The organism is Aeromonas caviae (genome assembly GCF_000819785.1).
Taxonomy (GTDB): domain Bacteria; phylum Pseudomonadota; class Gammaproteobacteria; order Enterobacterales; family Aeromonadaceae; genus Aeromonas; species Aeromonas caviae.
The window spans coordinates 12,291-33,816 of record NZ_CDBK01000022.1 but is presented as its reverse complement, the minus strand read 5'-3'; the positions used below and the strand labels follow the sequence as shown (position 1 = coordinate 33,816).

The window sequence follows — 21,526 nt, the reverse complement described above, 5'->3', positions numbered from 1 at the left end:
ATTCAAATTGTTAAAGAGCAACGCAGCTTTTGGCTGCTGCGGGAGTGGCATTCTACTCAACCGCTTTCTCGAGTCAAGCCTTATTTTCAAAGGCTTTTCGAGGTTATCGGCTTGGCTGTCTGCGTTGCCGCTTGCCGTGTCGATGGAGGCGCATTATAGGGAGCGAATTCGTTCTGGCAACCCCTCCTCTGCAATAAAATTGTAAAAATCGGCACTTTTTTAGTTATTCATATCCAAACACAGCTTTTATACAAACTTATCCACAGAAACCGGTGTCGTCTTGCTAGAATGGCCGAAAACAAGGAGGCCAAGATGGACTTGCGACTGAGACCTTACAAGGGAAAGTGCCCGCAACTGGGCAAACGGGTATATGTGGATCCCTGCGCCACCCTGGTGGGGGATATCCAGCTGGGTGACGATGCCAGCATCTGGCCCATGGTGGCCGCCAGAGGGGACGTCAACCATATCCGCATCGGTGCCCGCAGCAATATCCAGGACGGCACAGTGCTGCACCTGACCCGCAAGAGTGCCAGCAACCCCGGCGGCTATCCGTTGCTGATCGGCGAGGATGTCACGGTCGGTCATAAAGCCATGCTGCACGGTTGCACCATAGGCAACCGGGTGCTGGTCGGCATGGGTGCCATCCTGCTGGATGGGGTGATCGTTGAAGACGATGTGATGATCGGGGCGGGCAGCCTGGTGCCACCGGGCAAACGGTTAGAGGCCGGCTTTCTTTATATGGGCAATCCCGTCAAGCAGGCCCGCCCTCTCAAGCCGGCCGAGATCGCCTTCCTGAAGACCTCGGCCGACAACTATGTGCTGCTCAAGGATGAATACCTGCAAGAGGCCTGACCCTGCAGCCACAAACAGGAAGCCCGGCATCATGCCGGGCTTCTCTTCTTATATAGCTATGTGACCATCAGGCAGGATCAGTGGGCCTGATCCCAGTTGTCACCGGTGCCCGCTTCCACCACCAGCGGCACATGCAGTTCTGCTGCGGCTGACATCTTCTCCTTGATGAGGGCGATGTACTCCTCCAGCTTCTCTTCGCGGATCTCGAACACCAGTTCATCGTGTACCTGCATCAACATGCGGATCGACTCGTCTTCAATGCCCCGGATCCAGCCATCCACGTTGATCATGGCGCGCTTGATGATGTCGGCAGCGGTGCCCTGCATAGGTGCGTTGATGGCGGCCCGTTCGGCCGCCTTGCGCAGACCGGCGTTGCGGGACTTGATATCCGGCAGATAGAGGCGACGGCCAAACAGGGTTTCGACATAGCCCTGGGCGTCCGCCTGCTGGCGGGTACGCTCCATGTACTCCAGCACCCCCGGGTAGCGCTCGAAGTAGAGATCCATGTACTTCTGCGCCTCGGCACGGCCGATACCCAGCTGCTTGGCCAGACCGAAGGCGCTCATGCCATAGATGAGACCGAAGTTGATCGCCTTGGCGCTGCGACGCATGTCGCTGGTCACCGCATCGAGCGCGACCCCGAACACCTCGGCGGCGGTCGCCTTGTGGATGTCCTTGCCCTCGGCGAAGGCGGTCAGCAACCCCTTGTCACCGGAGAGGTGGGCCATGATGCGCAGCTCGATCTGGGAGTAGTCCGCCGCCACCAGCTTGTAACCGGCGCACGGGATGAAGGCCTGCCGGATGCGGCGCCCCTGTTCGTTGCGTACCGGGATGTTCTGCAGGTTGGGATCAGTGGACGAGAGCCGACCGGTCGCCGCTACCGCCTGATGATAGGAGGTGTGCACCCGCCCGGTCTGCGGCTTGATCATCAGCGGCAGCTTGTCGGTGTAGGTGGACTTGAGCTTGGCCAGGCCACGGTGCTCCATCAGCAGTTGCGGCAGCTCATAGGTCTCCGCCAGCTCGGCCAGTACCTCTTCCGCAGTGGATGGCGCTCCCTTGGGGGTCTTTTTGATGATCGGCAGCCCCAGCTTGGTGAAGAGGATTTCACCCAGCTGCTTGGGCGAGGAGAGATTGAACTCCTGCCCGGCCAGCTCGTGGGCCTGCTTCTCCAGCTCTGCCAGACGCACTTCGATCTCCTGGCTCTGCTGATGCAGCAGCTTGGGCTCGATGGTGGTACCGAGTCGCTCCATCCGTGCCAGCACCGGCAGCAGCGGCAGTTCGATCTCGCTGAATACCTTGGCAAGTCCCGGCTCGGCAGAGAGCTTGCCCCACAGCGTCTGATGCAGACGCAGGGTGATGTCGGCATCTTCCGCCGCATAAGGGGCCGCCTGCTCCAGTTCGATCTGGTTGAAGGTGAGCTGCTTGACCCCCTTGCCGGCGATCTCTTCGAACGAGATGGTCTCGACGTTCAGATACCTGCGGGCCAGGGAATCCATGTCGTGGCGGCTGGCAGTGGAGTTGAGCACATAGGATTCGAGCATGGTGTCGTAGGCGATGCCCTGCAGCTCGATGCCGTGGTTGAGCAGCGCGTTGCGATCGTACTTGAGGTTCTGCCCCACCTTGAGACGGGCCGGATCTTCCAGCAGCGGTTTGAGCTTGCCGAGTACCACGGCCTCGGTCAGCTGCACCGGCGCCCCCAGATAGTCGTGGCCGAAAGGCACATAGGCCGCCTTGCCCGGCTCGATGGCAAAGGAGACGCCAACGACCCGCGCCTCCATATAGTCGAGACTGGTGGTCTCGGTATCGAAGGCAAACAGCGGCGCCGCCTGCAGGCGTGCCAGCCACTCGTCGAATTCGGCCTCATCCAGGATGCAGCGATAGTCGGTTTCGATGGCGGCTGCCGGGGCGGCGCCTTCCTCATCACCTGCGGCTTCGCTCTCCTCGCCACCAGACTCCAGTTCTTTGATCAGGTTGCGCAGCTCGTACTCGCGATAGACCGCCAGCAGGGCCTCCTTGTCGATGGGGCCAAGCTGCAGCTCTTCCAGACTCTGCTCCAGGACCACGTCGGTCTTGATGGTGGCCAGCACATAGGAAAGGCGCACCTGCTCTTCCTGCTCGCGGAACTTGTCGGCAAACGCCTTGGAGCCGCGGAAGCCGAGCGCCGCCACCTTGTCGAGGTTGGCGGCAATCTCGTCGATGCTACCTATCCCCTGCAACAGGGCCAGTGCGGTCTTCTCGCCGACACCGGTCATGCCGGGAATGTTGTCCACCTTGTCCCCCATCAGCGCCAGGTAATCGATGATGAGCTCGGGCGGTACGCCGAACTTCTCGATCACCCCTTCCCGATCGGTCTTCACATCCTTCATGGTGTCGATCAGGGTGACATGGTCGGAGACCAGCTGCGCCATGTCCTTGTCGCCAGTGCTGATGAGCACAGGCAGCTGTTTCTCGGTCGCCTGACGGGCCAGGGTGCCGATCACGTCGTCGGCCTCCACCCCTTCGACCATCAGGAAGGGGAAACCCATTGCCTTGATCATCTGGTGGATAGGAGCGACCTGGCTGCGCAGATCGTCCGGCATGCTGGCGCGTGTTGCCTTGTATTCGGGATAGATGTCGTCACGGAAGGTCTTGCCCTTGGCGTCGAACACCACGGCCACGTGGCAGTCGGGGTACTGCTTGCGAAGGCTGCGCATCATGTTGGCCATGACACGGACGGCGCCGCTAGGCAAGCCGGTCGAGGTGCGCAGATCGGCCTGCTGCGAGGCAAAGAAGGCGCGGTAAAGATATGAAGAGCCGTCGACCAGAATAAGAGGATTGCTAGAGGCCATGAAAATCGTCCTGCCAAGAATAAACAGCCGCTAGGATGCCACAGGGCCCGCACCACACCAAGGGGACTCCCACCATCACCCCGGCGCACCGGTGGGGCACATTGCTGTGGATAACTCTGTGCTCAAAAATGGCACCATTGCATCACGGCCGTGACAAAGCTGTGGATTAAAACAAAAAATGTCTTTTAAAACATTACGTTGAGATCATAAAAACTCAACATGACACACTCATCATGATCTCGATCAATGTGGAAAAAAATTCAAGGGGGGTACTGAGGCAGGATCCAGAACGAAACAATCCTAGCACAGGGAGATGACTTGACCAGCGGAGGTCGAACGATAACCATACAAAAGTACAACAATCTACCCTGGCTCACATTTTCAACAACGAGGAGTCTGTCATGAAAAAAGTGGCCGTGATCTTGAGTGGTTGTGGCGTGTTTGACGGCGCCGAAATCCACGAGGCCGTCATCAGCCTGCTGGCACTGGCCCGTCAGGGAGCATCCGTTCAATGCTTCGCCCCCAATGTCCCTCAGCTTCATGTCATCAATCACCTGACCGGCGAGGTCAGCGAGGGAGAGAGCCGCAACGTGCTGGTCGAGGCGGCCCGCATCTGCCGCGGCCAGATCAGGGATGTAGCTGAACTGGATGCAGCCGACTTCGACGCCCTGCTGGTGCCGGGCGGCTTCGGCGCCGCCAAGAACCTGTGTGACTTCGCCATCAAGGGCGCAGAGTGCCGCATCCAGCCGGATGTGCTGAAGGCCTGCCAGAGCTTTGCCAGAGCCGGCAAACCGGCCGCCTACATCTGCATCGCACCGGCCATGATCCCGCTCATCTATGGGGCAGGCACCCTGGCCACCATTGGCAACGACGAGGGCGCCGCCAACGCCATCGAAGCCATGGGTGGCAGTCATCTCGACTGCCCGGTGCGCGAATTCGTGGTGGATCAGGAGCGCAAGGTCATCTCCACTCCTGCCTACATGCTGGCCAACAATATTGTGGAGGCGGCGGACGGCATCGAGAAGACCGTCAAACAGCTGCTGGCACTCTGATTGCCCGGCAGACCAAAACAAGCGGGCCGCTCAAGGAGCGGCCCGCTTTCATTCCGGTCAATCTAGACGGGATCAGATGGCATCGCCCATCTGGTCCATCTTGCCCAGCAGGGCACGCAGACGCTCTTGCCAGGCAACGTGCTCGTTGCGCAGTTGGTGGTTTTCGTCTTGCAGCTTGCTGTTCTGCTCTTTCAGCTCGTCCAGCTCCATCTTCAGCAAGGAGATGTTGTCGACGGCGGATTGTACTTTGGATTCGAGTTGCTCAAGGACTTCTAGTGACATATGCATACCTGTATGTTCAATTGCGATGCCCCACAGAGGGCGATTCAAGCGCGTGGAGCCAGCATACCCTGATGCGCTCGGCACAAACAAGCCAGCACGTTGCAAAATGCGCCCTGCGGCCCGGTATTGCTTAAATATGCGTCGGTTTTTCTCGCAGGCAGCAGGAACCTCGATCCCGGGCGTCCGCCGTGGCATAACCCGCCCTCCTGCCGATGCCACCATCAGCCATGCAAGGCGATGAAGCCCCCCATCATCAGACAGGCCACGGCGTACATCAACAGGCCGTAGAGCAGGTTCCAGCGCAGCAGCAGCCCGGCGCTCAGGTTGTAGCGGGACGCCAGCGCCAGATTGGAGCCGGAGAGCGGGCTCGTCCCGGTCGCCAGCCCCCACCCCATGAGGAAGCACATGCCAAGCAGGCTGGGATCCGGTGCCAGCGGCCAGAGCAGCGGCGCCACCCCCGAGATGCTGATGAGAGGATGCACGCCCACTATGGCCACCAGGAAGATCAGCAGCAGGGTCAGGCAGGCTTCCAGCCAGCCGAAGTGGTTGAACAGCGGCAGGCCGTGGCCACTGCCAAAGTCCAGTACTGACAGCGCGCTGTTGATGCCAGCCGCCAGCAGGCCGGCCCCCAGAAACAGCACAAGCTGGCCACCGATGGCCGGGAAGCGCTCCACCACCTGGCGCTTGAGAGCAGCCCCTCGCCCCGCTTGCGGCATGAACAGCAAGGCCAGCAAGGGCGCCACCAGGGCGATCACCGCCAGAATGCTGAGTCCGGGCCAGAAACGGTGGATCACCAGCACCAGCAGTGCCAGGGTCACCGGTAGCCCCAGGGTCTGGAGCCGCAGCGGATAACCTTCAAAGGTCTCCACACCGAGTCGCTCTACCTGCCAGGCTGTCAGCCCCATGGCCAGCAAGGCCGCCAGTATGCCAAAAGGCAGTATGCTGCCCAGTTGCAGACCCGGTGCATAGGTGAGGGCCACCGCCATGGCGACGAAGAAGGGGGACCAAAACGCAGCCGCACAGAAGATCCGGCTCAGCACCATGACCTGACGCCGCTCCAGCGTCCCGTTGCGCTCCAGCCGATCGCCGATGATGAAGAGCACCGAAAGATTGATGACGGCCCCCAGCAGATTGAGGCTGGCCATGGTGCTCCACAGCCCCTTGCGACCAGACCAGGAGGCGGTGCCGGTCAAGAGGCCGGAGGTAGCCAGATTGAGGGTGCTCACTGCGGCAAACATGGTCAGCATGTTGATGTTCGGCAAAAGCCAGTCACCTGGGCTGAGGCTGGCCCCTCGCCACCAGGAAAAGAGCAGCAGCAGGAGCGCCGCGCCGTAGAGGGCCAGCGCCTGGCGCCGTGCGGCACCCACCAGCCAGGGCCAGGTGAGCAGGGAGGCGGCCCAGGCCGCGATGGCGGCGGGCCAGGGGGAGAAGTCCAGATAAAGGTGCAGCAGGTTGAGCAGCCACATCCCAAGGATCAGAAAGCCTGACCAGCGCTTGACCATACAACGGCCTCGGTCAGGGGATCAGAGGCACTGATCCATGTCCAGGGAAGGTTTGTCGCACTCGGGGCGGCCCACAATCCTGGCGGGCACGCCAGCGACCGTGGTGTGAGGCGGCACCGGGTTGATCACCACGCTGCCGGCACCGATCTTGGCGCCGACGCCCACCTCGATGTTGCCGAGCACCTTGGCCCCCGCCCCTATCATCACCCCTTCCCGGATTTTGGGGTGGCGATCACCACTCTCCTTGCCGGTCCCCCCCAGAGTCACACTCTGCAGGATGGAGACGTCGTTCTCGATGACGGCGGTTTCGCCGACCACGATACCGGTGGCATGGTCAAACATGATGCCCTTGCCGATGCGGGCGGCCGGGTGTACATCCACGCCGAACACCACGGAGATCTGGTTTTGCAGATAGAGCGCCAGGGCACGGCGTCCCTGACGCCACAGCCAGTTGGCCACCCGATACCCCTGAAGAGCATGGAATCCCTTGAGGTAGAGCAGCGGGGTGGAGAAGAGGTCGACCGCCGGGTCGCGATCCTGCACCGCGCAGATGTCGGCGGCCACTGCGGCCAGCAGCTCGGGCTCGCTGCGCAGGGCCAGCTCGATCACTTCCCGCAAGGCGATGGCAGGCATGGTGGTGCTGTCGAGCTTGTTGGCGAGCTGGAAGCTCAGCGCCGAGCGCAAATCCCGGTGATTGAGAATGGTGGAATGAAAGAAGCTGGCCAGCATGGGCTCCTGGGCCGCCATGCTCTGCGCTTCCTGCTGAATTTTTTGCCAGGTTCTGGCAACCAGATCATCCATGTTGCAGCCTACTGTTGTTCAGGGTGAGTGCTTTGTCGTTCTTTTGTCAGCACCGAGATGGGGTCCATGTGAATGATCACATCCATCCGCTCGAAGGCCTGGCGGACGGCCAGTTCAGCCTCGTCGGCTATCTGATGGGCCCTGACCAGAGGCAGTTGATCATCGAGTTCCAGATGCAACTGCACGAAACGGGTCGGCCCGGATTGGCGGGTACGCAGGTCATGTACGCCATGCACCCCCTCTACGGCGCAGCAGAGGGCCATTATTCTCGCTTGTTCCTCCTCTGGCAACTGACGATCGAGCAGGGCCTGCACCGATTCGTAGCCGATATGGACAGCCCCCCACACCAGGAACAGACCGATCAGAATGGCAAACAGGCCGTCGGCCCAGTACCACCCCTGCCCCGCCAGCACCAGTGCCACCAGCACGCCGCCATTGAGCAGCAGGTCGGAACGGTAGTGCAGCATGTCAGCCTTGATGGCCACACTGTTGGTCTTGCGGATGACAAAGCTCTGGAAGCTCACCAGCAGCAGGGTCAGCACGATGGAGCCGACGCTGACCCAGATCCCGGCCTCCAGGCGCACCACGGGCACCTGATTCAGCATCGACGAGATGCCGTGCATCACCAGCAGCAGGGCGGACCCCGAGATGAAGGCCGACTGCACCAGACCCGCCAGGGACTCCGCTTTGCCGTGGCCGAAGCGATGCTCTTCGTCGGCAGGGGCCAGCGCATAACGGATGGCCAGCAGATTGATGAGAGAGGCGCTGATGTCCATGAAGGAATCGGTCAGGGATGCCAGCAGGCTGGATGAATCCGTCATCAGCCAGGCGATCAGTTTGCCCAGGATGAGCAGGGTGGCGGTGGTCACAGCGGCCATGCTGGCCAGGGTGACCCAGCGGGAATAGTGTTGGTGGCTCAAAACCGGCTTTCCTCCGACGCGTAAAAACTTATTATACCCTGACCCGGACGTCAGTTTGGCGTGCAAAATCAACAGAGTGACTCCCAGATGAACAAAATACTCCTGGTCGACGACGATCTCGAACTGACCCAGCTGCTCACCGAAATCCTGACCCTGGAGGGGTTTGAGGTCACCGTCGCCGAGGATGGGGAAGAGGGATTGCAGCGACTGGCAGAACAGGCTTTCGACCTGGTGCTGCTGGACGTCATGATGCCCAGACTCAACGGTTTCGCGATGCTGACCCGGCTGCGCAAGACCCACGACACCCCGGTGTTGATGCTGACCGCCCGTGGCGACAGCCAGGATCGGGTCAACGGGCTGGAGGCCGGTGCCGACGACTATCTCGCCAAGCCGTTCGACGACAGGGAGCTGCTGGCCCGGGTGCGCGCCATCCTGCGTCGAACCCAGAGCCAGGCTCCCCAGCGCGGCGGTAGCTCGGAAGAGGTGCGCTTCATGGATCTGGTGCTGCAGCCCGGCCTGCAACAGGCTCGCTGCGACGATCAGTTGCTGGAACTCACCGCCACCGAGTTCGGCCTGCTGGAGTGCCTGCTGCGCAATCCGGGCCAGATCGTCAGCAAGGGCCTGCTCTCCGAGCAGGTGCTGGGCAAGAAGCTCGAACCCTTCGATCGGGCCATCGACATGCACCTGAGCAACCTGCGCAAGAAGCTGCCGGAGCGGGCCGACGGCCAGCCCCGCTTCAAGACAGTGCGGGGACGAGGCTACTTGTGGCTGGAGCAGGCATGAAATCGGCCCGCACCTTCAACGGCCTTTCCACCCAGATCTTCCTCTGGTTCTGGTTCATCCTGCTGCTGGTCGTGGCCGCTGTGGTAATCCTCCCCACCCTGGACCCCCGCAACATCATCCCGCTGCCGGCCCACGAGATCACCCGTCTCAACAACAACCTGGCGGCGCTGCAACGGGGCGCGGATCCCGAGCAGGATTTCGATCTGGCCAAGGCCATCGATGCCGCGGGCCTCTTGCCGGTGGACAACATCTATCTACGCGATGCCAAGGGGCAGATGCAGTCCAGCACCCGGCTGAGCAAGTTCGTGATCCGTTTCATGCTCGACTCGGACAACCCGGCCAAGCCCATGCTGGGCAGCGAGCACCAGCGCGCCATCGCCGGCCCCTTCCAGATGGTCCATCACGGCCAGACCTATCACGTCTATTTCGGTCTGAACGTCGAAAACTCCTACCTGTTCCTCTTCATCCAGATCCTGGATCACCCCATCCAGATCCTGGGTATCGCCATGCTGGTCAGCACCCCGCTCTGTCTGTTGCTCGCCTGGCGCCTGACCCGCCCCATACTGCAGTTGCAGCAGTCGGTCTCCCAACTCGCCCAGGGCAACCTGGAAATACAGATCCCCAACCTGGGGCGGCGCGACGAGATAGGCCAGCTGGCCGAACATGTCAGTCGCATGGTCGATACCCTCAAGGACATGATCCAGAAGCAGAAGCAGCTGCTCTCCGACATCTCCCACGAGCTGCGCAGCCCCCTGACCCGCATCCAGCTCGCACAGGCGCTGATCCGCCGCAAGCAGGGTGACAGCGCCGAGCTGGCGCGCATCGAAGGGGAGATAGCCCGGCTCGACAAGCTGATAGGGGATCTGCTGGATCTGTCGCGGGTGCAGCAACATGTGGAGGCGCCAGTGACGCTGCCCCTGGCGGAGCTGCTGGAGCCCATCCTGGACGATGCCATGTTCGAGGCAAACCAGAACGGCAAACAGCTCAGACTCCCTTCCCTGCCCGCCGAATCCCTCACCATGTGGCCAGAACTGTTGGCCCGCGCCCTGGAAAATCCCCTGCGCAACGCCCTCAAGTATGCCCGCGAGTTCATCAAGGTGGACTGGTACCGGGAGGGACGGGAGTGGGTGATGACCATACGGGATGACGGCCCTGGCGTGCCGGTGGAGCAGCAGCCCCGGTTGTTCCTGCCCTTCTTTCGGGTGGACGATGCCCGCAACGCCAAGACCGGGGGCACTGGTCTCGGCCTTGCCATCGCCGCCGAGGCGATCCAGCGTCATGGGGGGACCATCCGGGCCAGCAGCAATCAGCCGACCGGACTGGTCATCACCATCCGTCTGCCCATGCCCTGACCTCCCCCTTTTCATCGGCACGGGTGCTGGGTATGCTGGCGCCCGTTTCGCACCAGCCCAGGATCCTTCCATGCTCGATATCGTGCTCTACCAACCGGAAATCCCCCCCAACACCGGCAACATCATTCGCCTCTGCGCCAATACCGGCTACCGGTTGCACCTGATAGAGCCCCTGGGGTTCGAGTGGGATGACAAACGGGTCAAGCGGGCCGGGCTCGACTATCACGAGTTTGCCGACGTCAAGCGCTGGCCTGACTATGAGGCGTTTCTGGCGGCCGTCGCCCCCCAACGGGTCTTTGCCTGCACCACCAAGGGACGCACCGCCCACTCGGCGGCCCGGTTTGCCCCCGGTGACGCCCTGCTGTTCGGGCCCGAGAGCCGAGGCCTGCCCATGGAGATCATCGAGAGCCTGCCATTCGAGCAGCGGCTGCGCATTCCCATGCTGCCCCAGAGCCGCAGCATGAATCTGGCCAACGCCGTCGCGGTGTTCGTCTACGAGAGCTGGCGACAGTTCGACTATTCAGGCTCGCTCTGAACGCTGACGATATTGGCAAGGCGGCCAGAATTCAGACTGACTGCGCCGTCCCCTGCCCCGCCAGCAGCCGTCCATCACGCTCCAGTCGCCAGCAGAGCCAGCCCAGCGTCAGACCACGACCTGCCATCAGGGCACTCATGGCGGCCCACAGGGCCGCCACACCCCATCCCTGGCAGAGCCACCAGATGGGAAAGAAGCCGGCAAACACCGCCACCAGCATGCTGTTGCGCATCTCCCGGGCCCGGGTGGCGCCGATAAAGACCCCGTCCAGCAGGAAGCACCAGACCGCCAGCAGCGGCATGGCCACCAGCCAGGGGAGCTGACGTTGCGCCTCGGCGATCACCGCCGGTATGTCGGTAATGTGACGGATGAGCCAGTGGCCCCCCAGGGCAAACGAGAGGGTGAATGCCAGGGCGATCAGCAGCGCCCAGCCCAGATTGAGGACGATGGCCTCCCGCAGCAGCGGCCTATCACGCCGCCCGATGGCGCGCCCTACCATGGCTTCCACCGCATAGGCAAATCCATCCAGCCCGTAGGAAATCAGCATCAGGAAATTGAGCAGCACCGCATTGGCGGCCACCGCCACATCCCCCAGCCTGGCCCCCTGCAGAGTCATGAACACGAAGCAGAGTTGCAGGCAGAGGGAGCGGATGAAAATATCCCGGTTCAGGGCGAGCAGCCGCAGCAGGGCCGGCCACTGGCGCCAGCGCTGCCAGGCGTTGTGCCACACCCCGGGGTCAAGTCGGCGCAGATGCCGGCTCACCAGCCAGAACCCCACCCCGAGCGTGCTGTAATCCGCCAGCAGGGACGCTGCGGCCACCCCTTTCACCTGCCAGCCCAATCCCAGCACGAACCAAGCATCCAGCACCATGTTGACGAGATTGCCCAGGATCAGCAGCAGCATGGGACTGCGTGCATCCTGCATGCCCAGCAACCACCCCATGATGACCAGATTGCACAAGGCCGCCGGGGCGCTCCAGACCCGCACCGATACATACTGACCGGCATAGGTCTGTACCTCGGAAGAGCCGCCACCGAGGGCGATGATGGCAGGCAGGAACGGCAACAACAGGAGCAACAGCGCCATGCCCAGTCCGATCGCCAAGCCCAGGGCCCGCGCCAGGGTGTCGAGCTGCCCTTCGGCATGGGCTGCACCCTGAGCCTGGGCGGTCAGCCCTGTAGTGGACATACGCAGGAAGCCAAGCAACCAGAACAGCAGATTGATGAAGGTCGCACCGACCGAGACGCCGCCGAGAAACCAGGCCTGGCCAAGATGACCGATCACCCAGGTGTCCACCAGCCCCAGCAAGGGCGTGGTGACGTTGGAGAACACCATGGGCAGGGCCAGGGCGAAGACGGCTCTGTGGCGGCGAGGATCCTTCAGCCAGGCGGGAATCAGCATGGTGCGCGCCGGGCTCACTCGCCAGCCAGCCGCACGATGCGCGCGAAGTCGGCCACCATGGTCTGCATGTCCACGTGGGGCACCTCACCCGGTGCCACTTTGGGTCGGAAGGTGGCCACCAGCTTCCCCTCGGGGTTGATCAGCACGATGGAGGCGGAGTGGTCGATCAGGTAGTCCTTGCGCTCCCCTTCCACGATGGAATAGACCAGCCCCAGATTGCGGACCAGAGGAAAGAGGGCACTGTGAGGTGCTGTCGCCGCCTTGAACTCGGGCTCGAAGAAGGCGGTATAGCTCTTCAGGCGGGCGCTGTCATCCCGCTGGGGATCCGCCGAGATGAATACCACCTGGCTAGTGGGGGCTATCTTCTTCAACGCCGGATAGACGCTGCGCAGATCCGCCAGCGTGGTCGGACAGACATCCGGGCAGTAGGTGTAGCCGATGAACAGAAAGCTCCAGTGTCCCGTCAGGTTGGCAGGGGTAAAGGGCTGTGCATCCGCATCCGTGAGGGTAAACGGGTTGATGTCTCGCCCCGCCGGGTAGTAATCGGCCTGTTCCGGCACCGCGGGCTGACTCCAGTAATAAGCCGCCGCAATGGCGCCGATGAACAGCAACAGCAGCAGGTAAAAGCGTGGTTTAACCATATAAAACAAAGCCTTGCTTATGTTAGAAGCCCAGGGGGGCAAAACCGGTAGGGGTCATTGTAACCCGCCTGCCCCCGCCGATGGCTAGTCTTGCATCCCGGCGGGAAAGCGTCTGTGCCATGGATAAGCCGCATCGGCGCCAAAACAAGAGCCCCGCTCTGGCGGGGCTCTTGTTTGTACAGGAGAGGGATCAGGGCCGCAGCCTGTGCTGCGGCTGGGCACGTCTCAGGGGGACGCGCAGCGGGATGACGGGGGCAGTCCAGGGCTCATCCGGCAATCCGGCTAGTCTTGCATCCCGGCGGGAAAGCGTCTGTGCCATGGATAAGCCGCATCGGCGCCAAAACAAGAGCCCCGCTCTGGCGGGGCTCTTGTCTGTGCAGGAAGAGGGATCAGGGCCGCAGCCTGTGCTGCGGCTGGGCACGTCTCAGGGGGACGCGCAGCGGGATGACGGGGGCAGTCCAGGGCTCATCCGGCAATCCGATGTCGTGATGACGGCGAAACAGACGAACCAGGCGGACAATCTTGTCTTTGGGGCACCCAAGCCAGATGGTCCAACCATCTCCCTTGTGATAGACCCAGAGCGCATAGAACCATGTCATCCGACTGCCCTTGATGAATCGGGTGATGGAAGATGCGGGCGCTGCGGCCGGCACCGGATCCCACGGCGAGCTTGAAGCCATACCTGTCCTCCTTGCTCAACAGGTCACGCTGACGGGTCTCTTTGTCCCCAACGACGAACCAACCACGGCAGCGTACTGACTGTACGAGTCCCCAGTGTGAGGCGACTCTCCCTTCTGCGCACCGACTCGGCGATCATGCATCCCTGCCATGGCGTACTGCCCGGTGCGACTCCCCCTTCCCTGATCACCGACCATGACAGGGGCCTTATCAAAGGATATATCCGAAATGCATGTCGTGCGGCGAGACTGTGTGCACAGGAAGGAGAAGCGAAAAGGTGGGGTGGGAGATGTCATCAGCAGATGAAAATGAAGAGGCCTCCCGCAGGAGGCCTCTTCATCGCATCGGATGCTTACATCCAGTCGGCGTTGCGGATTACGCCGACCGCCAGGCCCTCTATGGTAAGGTGCTGACTGGCGAGATCCACCTCGATGGGGGAGAGCTCTTCGTTTTCCGGCAGCAGCCATACCTGGCTGCCCTTGCGCTGGAAGCGCTTGACGGTGACGTCCTCGTCCAGACGTGCCACCACGACCTGGCCGTTGCGTACCTCCTGGGTCTTGTGTACCGCCAGCAGGTCCCCGTCCATGATGCCGATGTTCTTCATGCTCATGCCCTGCACCCGCAGCAGGAAGTCTGCCCGCGGGTGGAACAGGGCGGGATCCACCTGGTAGTGGCTCTCGATGTGTTCCTGAGCCAGGATGGGTTCCCCGGCCGCCACCTTGCCAATCAGTGGCAGGCCGTTTTCTTCAGGCTGCACGTCCTCTTCTTCGAGCAGCAGACGAATGCCGCGGGACGTGCCCGGCATGATCTCGATGACCCCTTTTTTGGCCAGGGCCTTCAGATGTTCTTCGGCCGCGTTGGCCGACTTGAAGCCAAGCTTCTGGGCAATCTCGGCGCGAGTCGGCGGCATGCCGGTCTCGTTCATGTTCGCCTTGATGAGCTCGAGTACTTCAGCCTGGCGAGGGGTAAGGGGTTTCATAGCATGGGCACCTGTCTTTTTATACAGCACACTGGCAGTATATACAGTGCTGGGGCCAAGGCAAGGCGCAACTGGCATTTGTCGCGACCCGACGCACATTTGCCCCTCCCCCCGCTCTGAAGTACCGACTCATCGTACCTCTCGGCGACAAGCAGTCGGTGATTTGCTATGCTCACGCCGCATTTTTTTGGAGAGCAGACGCACATGTCCCTTGGACAGAAGATATCCAGAGCCATCCTGCAATGGCCGGTCAGCGGCTTGGTCAATCACAAGAGCCTGCCGGAAAACCCCATCACCGAGCTCAAGCTGGATCCGGCCAGACCCATCGTCTATGCCCTGAAGACCAGCTCGATCACCGACCTGATGACCCTGCAACAGTGCTGCGAGGATCTCGGCCTGCCCGGCCCCTTCACGCCGCTGGAGCTGAACGGTCAACTGCTGCCACGCTACGTCTGTCTGGATCGTCCGCCTCCCCTGTTTGGCACACGCAACAAGCCGCTCCCCTTCCTGCAGGAGTTCCACCAGCTGCTGGACCTGCACAAGCAGGATCCGGCGCTGGACATCCAGGTAGTACCCGTCACCCTGTTCTGGGGCCGCGCCCCGGGCCGGGAAGGCGAGGAGGCCTCCGGCTGGAACATCATCAGCAGCCTGGCGCCAAACCGCCTGAAGAAGGCGCTGATCGTGATCCTGAAAGGGCGCGAGAACCTGGTGCGCTTCTCCCCGCCCCTCTCCCTGCGCTACATGGCGGACAAGCACGGCACCGACGAGGCCATCGCCCACAAGCTGGCGCGGGTGGCCCGTACCCACTTCAGCCGCCAGCAGCTGGCCGCCACCGGGCCCAAGCTGCCGAACCGCAACCTGCTGTTCAAGCAACTGCTGGATTCGAGCGTGATCCAGCAGGCCATCGAGGAGGAGGCCAGACGGGAAGGGATCAGCCTGGAGAAGGCGCAAAAGCGTGCCCACGGCTACATGGACGAGATCGCCTCCAATTTCTCCTATCGGTTGATCCGCCTCGGGGAGAGTTTCCTCGGCTGGCTGTGGAACAAGCTCTATCGCGGCCTCTCGGTCAACGGAGCAGAGCAGGTGCGTCAGCTGGCCCAGGAAGGGCACGAGATCGTCTACGTCCCCTGCCATCGCAGCCACATGGATTACCTGCTGCTCTCCTACGTCATCTACCACCAGGGCATGGTGCCGCCCCACATCGCGGCGGGCATCAACCTCAACTTCTGGCCGGCAGGCCCCATCTTCCGCCACGGCGGCGCCTTCTTCATCCGCCGTACCTTCAAGGGCAATCCGCTCTACAGCACGGTATTCCGGGAGTACCTCAACCTGCTGTTCGCCAAGGGCTACTCGGTGGAGTTCTTCACCGAGGGTGGGCGTTCGCGTACCGGTCGCCTGCTGCCCCCCAAGACCGGCATGCTGGCCATGACCCTGCAGGCCATGATGCGCGGGCTGGACAGGCCGGTGACCCTGGTCCCCGTCTATCTGGGCTACGAGCACGTGATGGAGGTGAACACCTATCACAACGAACTCAAGGGGAGCCGCAAGGAGAAGGAGAGCTTCCTGCAGGTGCTCGGCATCCTGCGCAAGCTGCGCAACTATGGCCGTGGCTTCGTCAATTTCGGAGAGCCGCTGACCCTCAACAGCTACCTCGGCGAACATGTGCCCACCTGGAAGGAGAGCATCGGCCGGGAGGAGCGTCCCGAGTGGATGGCCTCCACCGTCAATCAGCTGGCCGAGCTGCTGATGACCCGTATCAACGATGCCGCCGCCGTCAACGGCCTGACCCTGAGTGCCCTGGCCCTGCTGGCCGCCGAGCGCCACGCCCTGACCCGGGACGAACTCCAGGCCCAGCTCAACACCTATCTGGACCTGCTCAAGCAGGTGCCCTACAGCCCGCACAGCACCATGCCGGACGAGGACGCCAGGACCCTGCTGGAGCAGGCGATGGAGCTCAACAAGTTCGAGGTGAGCGAGGACAAGCTGGGCCAGATCATCAGCCTGGACCGCTATCAGGCGATCCTGCTCACCTACTACCGCAACAACATACTGCACCTGTTCGCCATGCCCTCCCTGGTGGCGGCCCTGATCGAGCGGTGCGAGGGGATCTCTCGCAGCGAGATCGTCGCCCGCTGTGTCGATATCTACCCCCTGCTCAAGACCGAACTCTTCCTGCGCTATGAAGAGGAGGAGCTGCCGGAACTGATCGATGCCCTGCTGGCCGAGCTGTTACGCCAGCAACTGGTCGAGGCACGCGACGGCGGCTACTGGGTCAACCCCGGCAACCAGATGCGCCTGCTGCTCTTGGCCGAAAGCATCCAGGAGACCCTGCAGCGCTACGCCATCGTGCTGACCCGCATGCTGGCCCAGCCCCACATCGAGGCGGAGCAGCTGGAAGCGGACGGCCTGATGATGGCGGAGCGCCTCGGCACCCTGCACGGCATCAACGCCCCCGAGTTCTTCGACCAGAAGCTGTTCAGCACCCTGATCCACACCCTGCGCAGCGAAGGCTATCTGGATCCGGGCTGCAAACCGGATCTCGGCCGCTTCCAGGCATTGGCCGACAATATAGTGCCGCTGCTCAGCAACAAGATCCGCCGCACCATCCAGGCGGGCAACCGGCTCTGAGGCGTCGACACCCAACAAAAAGGCCGCATCATGCGGCCTTTTTTCATCAAGGAAGGGGGCAGGTTAGAGGTAGTGAACCATCACCCCGAGCAGCACCAGCGCCCCCACGTAGTTGTTGTTGAGAAACGCCTGGAAGCAGGCTTCCCGCTGCCGCTCCCGGATCAGTCGCTGCTGGTAGACGAACAGCGCCGCCGCCCCCAGCAGCCCCCAGTAATATCCGGATCCCAGCCCCATCAGCTGCCCGACCCCCAGCAGGATCAGCAGGGTCGCCAGTTGCAGCGCGCCGATGATCCGCTTGTCGTGGCGGCCGAACAGGATGGCGCTCGATTTCAGGCCGAGCTTGAGGTCGTCATCCCTGTCCACCATGGCGTACTCGGTGTCATAGGCGATGGTCCACAGCAGGTTGGCAAGAAACAACAGCCAGGCTTCCGGCGGCAGGGCATTGGCCTGGGCCGCATAGGCCATGGGAATGGACCAGGAGAAGGCCATGCCGAGCACCAGCTGGGGGATGGGGATGAAGCGCTTCATGAAGGGGTAGCAGACTGCCAGCAGCAGACCGGCAAAGGACAGGCTGATGGTGAGCGGGTTCAACGTCAGCACCAGGGCGAACGAGAGAAGCGCCAGCACGGCAAACAGCACCAGCACTTCCCGCTCGGCGACCCGCCCCATGGGCAGCGGTCGCCCGGCGGTGCGTTTCACATGACCATCGAAGTTGCGATCCGCATAGTCATTGATGACACAGCCGGCGGAGCGCATCAGAAAAACGCCCACCACGAACACGGTCAGGATCCAGGGGTCAGGCAGGCCACCAGCCGCCAGACAGAGCGCCCACAGGGTCGGCCACAGCAGCAGCAGGGTACCGATGGGCTTGTCGATGCGGGCCAACTGCGCATAGGCCAGTCCCCGCTCCTTGGTTAACAGCTTCACTCCAGCTCCTTATCCGATGGCAACGAATGAGACGATAGCGAGGGCAGGAAAAGTTCATGGACCAGCAGTGGCCATTGCCCCAGAAACAGGCGGGAACGACGCCCCCAGACGGTGGCGGCCGGACACCAGGGATTGCTCGCTATCTCGAAACAGGCCAGTTGCAGGTGATCCCGCCGCGCCGGTGCCTCACCGAAAATGCGCTCTCCCAGCGGCTGCTCTCCCAGATCCTGCAAACCGCCCCCCTGCAAGGCCGCTTCGGCAAACAGGGTCCAACCCAGGATGGCAGGCCCGCCATCACCGTGCAGGATCACCTCGCGGCACATGCCCACGGGGGCCGACACCGCCACCAGCGCCTGCTCGTCCACCGTCAGCGACACGGCGCGATTGCCGAGCAGTTGCACCGAGAGATGATGATTGTAACGACGCAGGCGCCGGGTCATGGAATCGGCCTCCAGCAACCAGGGACGCAGCGCCTCGGGCGGTTCGCACTCTGCAGGCGCCCGCCACGGGACGATCTGGACGAGGGGAACAGTCAACTCGGACTTCACAGCTTCACCATCCGGAGATTTCCGTTGTCAGGTTAAAAACCGGTTTATTATCCGTAAATCAATGGCGAATTGTAAGAACATCCGTGCTTGACGGCCCCGATGGCAGCATCAAAAATGGGGCATCCGTCGCTGCCGAGCCATCCAGATGAAGATCTTCAGAATTCTGCTGCTGTCCCTGGGGTGTACCCTCTTGAATACACAGGCCTTCGCCAATGAGGAAGAGGCCACCGATCCCGCCTCCTCCGCCGTCCAGCCGGGATTCGCCTATCACGCTCTGGATCCGGACATCATCACCAACTACCTTGGCGACGGCAAAACCCTCGGCTATGTACGGGTGACGGTAGAGCTGATGGCCACGGACGCTGCCGACCTCAAGTTGCTGGAGCAGCACGACCCCCTGATCCGCGACGCCATCATCCGGCTGATTGGCAGCAAGACGGGCGCACAGATCAAGTCCCTGGTGAACCGGGAAGAGCTGCGCAAGGAGTGTGAGGCCAAGGTCAACGAACTGCTGGTCAAGGAGACGGGCAAGAAGGCGGTCCGCGAGCTCATCTTCACCAAATACCTGTACCAGTAACCACACCGGGAGGGGTCCTGCCCCTCTCACCCGTTGCATTCACTGTCGAGGACGTCATGGGTCACAAGACGCTGTGTGAGTGGCGCCGTCACGAGATCCCCGCCGATCTCAAGACGCTGCGCAAGATTGTGCGCAAACCCAAATTCGTGTGTGGCAAGTGTGCCCGCAGCGCCAATGACAAGGATTACCTGTGCCAGCCGCTGCGGCTGAAACATAAGGAAGGGTAGGTCCCTCTTCTCACGAAGAGATTCACGCAAGATTTCAGAAGAGAGAGGAAGGCTGATTTATTGATCAGTCCAGCCATGGCGACCCTGTTCAAACAGGCGACGGGCCTGCACGTCGTTGGGACAGACGCCGCGATACTCCTCTCCCGACCGTCCTGCCAGATAGAGATGCTCGGGTCGGCAATACCAGGCCAGCCCCTTCTGGCGACCCAGCTCCCAAAGGGCAACGTCCACTTTTTCCCCGCACTGGGTCTGGTGAAATGCCACCCGATCGCCAGCAAAACCGAGCTTGCCGTCCGCCTCTCCCACGTCGCTCCACACCTTCTCGCAAGGGTCGTCGGAGTTGGAAACACAGCCCCCGAGCAGGGCGGCACAAAACATGATGACGAGTGAGCGCATATTCATCCTTGGCGTCGTTGGAATCGTTGTTGAGCCGCTGCCTGCCTCGTACAGCGTCATTTGAGCAGTTCATTCTAACCAGCCCGCCCCGTTCTCACCAAGGGCTGCCCCCCTCGCCACACAAAAAATCGGGCGGGCACCAGGCCCGCCCTCAGGCGTTACAGGGAGTCACTGATCGTCGAGAGGGTCATAGTCCTGCCAGCTCTCGTCATCCAGCTCCTCCAGCTCGTCTTCCCAGGATTCCGGCTCCCAGTCATCATCGAGATCGAAATCAGGCGTCTGCGTACCCATGCTCATTCTCCTTGGATAGTGCACCGGCCTACAAAGTCTATCCAGAATAATGGGGCTCGCCAGTGGTTCCGCTCAGAGCTTGACCAGGGTGGAGCCAGCCACCTGGAGTCATGGCTCCGGTGGCATCCACGCTCTACTCCAACCCGGTGACAGACCGGGCGAACACGTCGGCTGGCAGTTCCCGCGCAGGGCGACGGGGCACCGACCTGGTCTTCGGTCACAACGCCTTGAACATGCTTGCCTCGCCCTGTCGTGGCATCGCTCCTCAGGTGCTCTGACGCTTTTGCAATTGAAAATCCAGGGCGAGGCTCATGCCGGCCACCTCCTCGCCCGCCAGCTGGCGCAGGATCAGCTCCGCCGCCTCCCTGCCCATCTGGTGATAGGGGATCCTGACCGAAGTCAGCGCAGGATGACAGGCGCGCGCCACATCCAGATCGTCGAAACCGGCGATGGCGAGCTTGCCCGGCACGCTCAGATGGCGGCGCTGGCATTCGAACAGCACCCCGGCCGCCAGCTCGTCGTTGACGCAGATCAGCGCATCCAGTTCGGGCCAGCGCAGCAGAAACTCCCCCAGCATGGCCGCCCCCGTGCTAAAACTCGGCAGCTCAGAGGTGTTGATGATGGCGTCCGGGGAGAGGTAGTTGTCCAGCAGCGCCTTCTGCCAGCCCTGCATGCGCTGCTGCAGCATCCACTGCTCCTGGCGGGCACAGAGAAAGCCGATGTTGCGATGACCGCGCTCGATGAGGTGGCGGGTCAGCTGATAACCGGCATCGAAGTTGGAGACCCCGACGTTCATGTCGATGGGATGGCGCGCCATGGCTCCCACCTCCACCACCGGCAAGCGGGCCGCCTGCAGGCGCTGCCGGATGACCTCCCCGGGATCCCCCCCAAACAACACCACGGCGGCCGGATTGTGCTGCAGGAAATTGCTGAGCAGGCTGGCCTCCTGCTGCTTCAGGTGCTGGGCATCCCCCAGCATGATCTGGTAGCCCTCGGCGAGCAGGGTCTGCTGCAGCCCGGCAATCATGTCACCGCAGGCGCGCTCCGCCAGGCTGGGGACGATGACCACTATGGTCTGGGAAGTGGCGGAAGCCAGCGCCCCCGCCGCCCGATTGGGGATATAGCCGAGTTCATCCACCGCCGCCTCGATGCGCTCGCGCATCTTGTCGGACACCAGCTCGGGGGTGCGCAGGGCGCGCGACACCGTCATGGCTCCCACCCCAGCCAACTGGGCCACGTCGTTGAGGGTCACCCGACCCGTGCTGCGGCGTTTTTTCGCTTCTGACATCCTTTCCCTTCCTCGGCATGCGGGCATTCACTTTAAG

The 21,526-nt window shown here is 62.2% G+C and carries 22 protein-coding genes; 8 read left to right on the top strand and 14 right to left on the bottom strand.

All coding sequences use genetic code 11. The annotated features are described in order from the left end of the window. The first annotated feature begins 312 nt into the window (after window positions 1–312). Window positions 313–852 (top strand): gamma carbonic anhydrase family protein, encoded by a 540-nt coding sequence (locus BN1120_RS03240; protein WP_042014722.1) that lies wholly within the window; start codon window positions 313–315, stop codon window positions 850–852. A gap of 77 nt (window positions 853–929) precedes the next feature. Here the strand turns inward: BN1120_RS03240 and polA are convergent, their stop codons facing one another. Next, window positions 930–3,680, bottom strand: coding sequence for a DNA polymerase I (polA, locus tag BN1120_RS03235; RefSeq protein ID WP_042014716.1), 2,751 nt, complete (start codon window positions 3,678–3,680; stop codon window positions 930–932). A gap of 401 nt (window positions 3,681–4,081) precedes the next feature. On the opposite strand from polA, the gene elbB reads away from it, so the two are divergent. Beyond that, window positions 4,082–4,732 carry an isoprenoid biosynthesis glyoxalase ElbB gene (gene elbB, locus BN1120_RS03230; protein WP_039041149.1) on the top strand — a complete coding sequence of 217 codons (651 nt, stop codon included), beginning with the start codon at window positions 4,082–4,084 and terminating at the stop codon, window positions 4,730–4,732. A gap of 72 nt (window positions 4,733–4,804) precedes the next feature. Here the strand turns inward: elbB and BN1120_RS21455 are convergent, their stop codons facing one another. The 4 genes from BN1120_RS21455 to fieF all read right to left on the bottom strand — a co-directional run bounded on the left by BN1120_RS21455 (window position 4,805) and on the right by fieF (window position 8,237). After that, on the bottom strand, window positions 4,805–5,014 hold the full coding sequence (locus BN1120_RS21455; protein ID WP_010672454.1) for a cell division protein ZapB: 210 nt from the start codon (window positions 5,012–5,014) through the stop codon (window positions 4,805–4,807). Between the two features lie 221 nt (window positions 5,015–5,235). Continuing rightward, window positions 5,236–6,516 carry a hypothetical protein gene (locus tag BN1120_RS03220; protein WP_010672453.1) on the bottom strand — a complete coding sequence of 427 codons (1,281 nt, stop codon included), beginning with the start codon at window positions 6,514–6,516 and terminating at the stop codon, window positions 5,236–5,238. Window positions 6,517–6,537: 21 nt separating this feature from the next. Next, window positions 6,538–7,317, bottom strand: a complete 780-nt coding sequence (cysE, locus tag BN1120_RS03215) for a serine O-acetyltransferase (protein WP_010672452.1) — start codon at window positions 7,315–7,317, stop codon at window positions 6,538–6,540. Between the two features lie 8 nt (window positions 7,318–7,325). Beyond that, window positions 7,326–8,237 carry a cation efflux pump FieF gene (gene fieF / locus BN1120_RS03210; RefSeq protein WP_010672451.1) on the bottom strand — a complete coding sequence of 304 codons (912 nt, stop codon included), beginning with the start codon at window positions 8,235–8,237 and terminating at the stop codon, window positions 7,326–7,328. An 87-nt stretch (window positions 8,238–8,324) separates the two neighbouring features. Here fieF and BN1120_RS03205 point away from each other — a divergent pair, with 87 nt between their 5' ends. The 3 genes from BN1120_RS03205 to trmL all read left to right on the top strand — a co-directional run bounded on the left by BN1120_RS03205 (window position 8,325) and on the right by trmL (window position 10,907). After that, entirely contained in the window at window positions 8,325–9,020 is a 696-nt protein-coding gene (locus BN1120_RS03205; protein ID WP_010672450.1) for a response regulator, read from the top strand. Further along, complete coding sequence (locus tag BN1120_RS03200) at window positions 9,017–10,372, top strand: ATP-binding protein (RefSeq protein WP_039041147.1); 1,356 nt, start codon at window positions 9,017–9,019, stop codon at window positions 10,370–10,372. The genes BN1120_RS03205 and BN1120_RS03200 overlap by 4 nt, the downstream gene beginning before the upstream one ends. 70 nt (window positions 10,373–10,442) lie before the next feature. Then, window positions 10,443–10,907 carry a tRNA (uridine(34)/cytosine(34)/5-carboxymethylaminomethyluridine(34)-2'-O)-methyltransferase TrmL gene (trmL, locus tag BN1120_RS03195; protein WP_039041146.1) on the top strand — a complete coding sequence of 155 codons (465 nt, stop codon included), beginning with the start codon at window positions 10,443–10,445 and terminating at the stop codon, window positions 10,905–10,907. 31 nt (window positions 10,908–10,938) lie between these two features. On the opposite strand, the gene dinF is transcribed toward trmL, so the two are convergent. From dinF to lexA, 4 genes are all read right to left on the bottom strand, one after another. Next, window positions 10,939–12,309 (bottom strand): MATE family efflux transporter DinF, encoded by a 1,371-nt coding sequence (gene dinF, locus BN1120_RS03190; protein ID WP_042014715.1) that lies wholly within the window; start codon window positions 12,307–12,309, stop codon window positions 10,939–10,941. A gap of 14 nt (window positions 12,310–12,323) precedes the next feature. Then, a complete protein-coding gene (locus BN1120_RS03185) occupies window positions 12,324–12,950 on the bottom strand; it encodes an SCO family protein (protein ID WP_042014714.1) in 627 nt (208 codons plus the stop codon). A 389-nt stretch (window positions 12,951–13,339) separates the two neighbouring features. Next, the gene (locus tag BN1120_RS03180) at window positions 13,340–13,630 is read right to left on the bottom strand and encodes a hypothetical protein (protein WP_010672445.1); all 291 of its coding nucleotides are present in this window, start codon (window positions 13,628–13,630) and stop codon (window positions 13,340–13,342) included. 350 nt (window positions 13,631–13,980) lie between these two features. Continuing rightward, a complete protein-coding gene (gene lexA / locus BN1120_RS03175; protein WP_010672444.1) occupies window positions 13,981–14,607 on the bottom strand; it encodes a transcriptional repressor LexA in 627 nt (208 codons plus the stop codon). A gap of 204 nt (window positions 14,608–14,811) precedes the next feature. On the opposite strand from lexA, the gene plsB reads away from it, so the two are divergent. Continuing rightward, entirely contained in the window at window positions 14,812–17,235 is a 2,424-nt protein-coding gene (plsB, locus tag BN1120_RS03170) for a glycerol-3-phosphate 1-O-acyltransferase PlsB (protein WP_042014713.1), read from the top strand. Between the two features lie 63 nt (window positions 17,236–17,298). On the opposite strand, the gene ubiA is transcribed toward plsB, so the two are convergent. After that, window positions 17,299–18,162: a 4-hydroxybenzoate octaprenyltransferase gene (gene ubiA, locus BN1120_RS03165; protein ID WP_010672442.1), complete on the bottom strand. Its 864-nt coding sequence runs from the start codon at window positions 18,160–18,162 to the stop codon at window positions 17,299–17,301. After that, window positions 18,159–18,710, bottom strand: a complete 552-nt coding sequence (locus BN1120_RS03160) for a chorismate--pyruvate lyase family protein (protein WP_042014712.1) — start codon at window positions 18,708–18,710, stop codon at window positions 18,159–18,161. The genes ubiA and BN1120_RS03160 overlap by 4 nt, the downstream gene beginning before the upstream one ends. 145 nt (window positions 18,711–18,855) lie before the next feature. Here BN1120_RS03160 and BN1120_RS03155 point away from each other — a divergent pair, with 145 nt between their 5' ends. Both BN1120_RS03155 and BN1120_RS21505 read left to right on the top strand, forming a co-directional pair. After that, window positions 18,856–19,287, top strand: coding sequence for a flagellar basal body-associated FliL family protein (locus BN1120_RS03155; RefSeq protein WP_010672440.1), 432 nt, complete (start codon window positions 18,856–18,858; stop codon window positions 19,285–19,287). 56 nt (window positions 19,288–19,343) lie between these two features. Beyond that, a complete protein-coding gene (locus BN1120_RS21505) occupies window positions 19,344–19,514 on the top strand; it encodes a hypothetical protein (RefSeq protein WP_010672439.1) in 171 nt (56 codons plus the stop codon). A 57-nt stretch (window positions 19,515–19,571) separates the two neighbouring features. Here the strand turns inward: BN1120_RS21505 and BN1120_RS03150 are convergent, their stop codons facing one another. The 3 genes from BN1120_RS03150 to BN1120_RS03145 all read right to left on the bottom strand — a co-directional run bounded on the left by BN1120_RS03150 (window position 19,572) and on the right by BN1120_RS03145 (window position 21,489). Further along, window positions 19,572–19,916, bottom strand: coding sequence for a DUF2799 domain-containing protein (locus BN1120_RS03150; RefSeq protein WP_080560357.1), 345 nt, complete (start codon window positions 19,914–19,916; stop codon window positions 19,572–19,574). Between the two features lie 162 nt (window positions 19,917–20,078). Continuing rightward, the gene (locus tag BN1120_RS21840) at window positions 20,079–20,201 is read right to left on the bottom strand and encodes a hypothetical protein (protein WP_010672437.1); all 123 of its coding nucleotides are present in this window, start codon (window positions 20,199–20,201) and stop codon (window positions 20,079–20,081) included. A gap of 265 nt (window positions 20,202–20,466) precedes the next feature. Then, the gene (locus BN1120_RS03145; protein ID WP_041212112.1) at window positions 20,467–21,489 is read right to left on the bottom strand and encodes a LacI family DNA-binding transcriptional regulator; all 1,023 of its coding nucleotides are present in this window, start codon (window positions 21,487–21,489) and stop codon (window positions 20,467–20,469) included. Window positions 21,490–21,526: the final 37 nt, after the last annotated feature.

What these genes read in the sequence shown, in the direction of transcription:
- BN1120_RS03240 (WP_042014722.1), top strand. Translation starts at nt 313, where the DNA reads ATGGACTTGCGACTGAGACCTTACAAGGGAAAGTGCCCGCAACTGGGC.
- polA (WP_042014716.1), bottom strand. Translation starts at nt 3,680, where the DNA reads ATGGCCTCTAGCAATCCTCTTATTCTGGTCGACGGCTCTTCATATCTT.
- elbB (WP_039041149.1), top strand. Translation starts at nt 4,082, where the DNA reads ATGAAAAAAGTGGCCGTGATCTTGAGTGGTTGTGGCGTGTTTGACGGC.
- BN1120_RS21455 (WP_010672454.1), bottom strand. Translation starts at nt 5,014, where the DNA reads ATGTCACTAGAAGTCCTTGAGCAACTCGAATCCAAAGTACAATCCGCC.
- BN1120_RS03220 (WP_010672453.1), bottom strand. Translation starts at nt 6,516, where the DNA reads ATGGTCAAGCGCTGGTCAGGCTTTCTGATCCTTGGGATGTGGCTGCTC.
- cysE (WP_010672452.1), bottom strand. Translation starts at nt 7,317, where the DNA reads ATGGATGATCTGGTTGCCAGAACCTGGCAAAAAATTCAGCAGGAAGCG.
- BN1120_RS03205 (WP_010672450.1), top strand. Translation starts at nt 8,325, where the DNA reads ATGAACAAAATACTCCTGGTCGACGACGATCTCGAACTGACCCAGCTG.
- BN1120_RS03200 (WP_039041147.1), top strand. Translation starts at nt 9,017, where the DNA reads ATGAAATCGGCCCGCACCTTCAACGGCCTTTCCACCCAGATCTTCCTC.
- trmL (WP_039041146.1), top strand. Translation starts at nt 10,443, where the DNA reads ATGCTCGATATCGTGCTCTACCAACCGGAAATCCCCCCCAACACCGGC.
- dinF (WP_042014715.1), bottom strand. Translation starts at nt 12,309, where the DNA reads ATGCTGATTCCCGCCTGGCTGAAGGATCCTCGCCGCCACAGAGCCGTC.
- BN1120_RS03185 (WP_042014714.1), bottom strand. Translation starts at nt 12,950, where the DNA reads ATGGTTAAACCACGCTTTTACCTGCTGCTGTTGCTGTTCATCGGCGCC.
- BN1120_RS03180 (WP_010672445.1), bottom strand. Translation starts at nt 13,630, where the DNA reads ATGGCTTCAAGCTCGCCGTGGGATCCGGTGCCGGCCGCAGCGCCCGCA.
- lexA (WP_010672444.1), bottom strand. Translation starts at nt 14,607, where the DNA reads ATGAAACCCCTTACCCCTCGCCAGGCTGAAGTACTCGAGCTCATCAAG.
- plsB (WP_042014713.1), top strand. Translation starts at nt 14,812, where the DNA reads ATGTCCCTTGGACAGAAGATATCCAGAGCCATCCTGCAATGGCCGGTC.
- BN1120_RS03155 (WP_010672440.1), top strand. Translation starts at nt 18,856, where the DNA reads ATGAAGATCTTCAGAATTCTGCTGCTGTCCCTGGGGTGTACCCTCTTG.
- BN1120_RS21505 (WP_010672439.1), top strand. Translation starts at nt 19,344, where the DNA reads ATGGGTCACAAGACGCTGTGTGAGTGGCGCCGTCACGAGATCCCCGCC.
- BN1120_RS03150 (WP_080560357.1), bottom strand. Translation starts at nt 19,916, where the DNA reads ATGAATATGCGCTCACTCGTCATCATGTTTTGTGCCGCCCTGCTCGGG.
- BN1120_RS21840 (WP_010672437.1), bottom strand. Translation starts at nt 20,201, where the DNA reads ATGGGTACGCAGACGCCTGATTTCGATCTCGATGATGACTGGGAGCCG.
- BN1120_RS03145 (WP_041212112.1), bottom strand. Translation starts at nt 21,489, where the DNA reads ATGTCAGAAGCGAAAAAACGCCGCAGCACGGGTCGGGTGACCCTCAAC.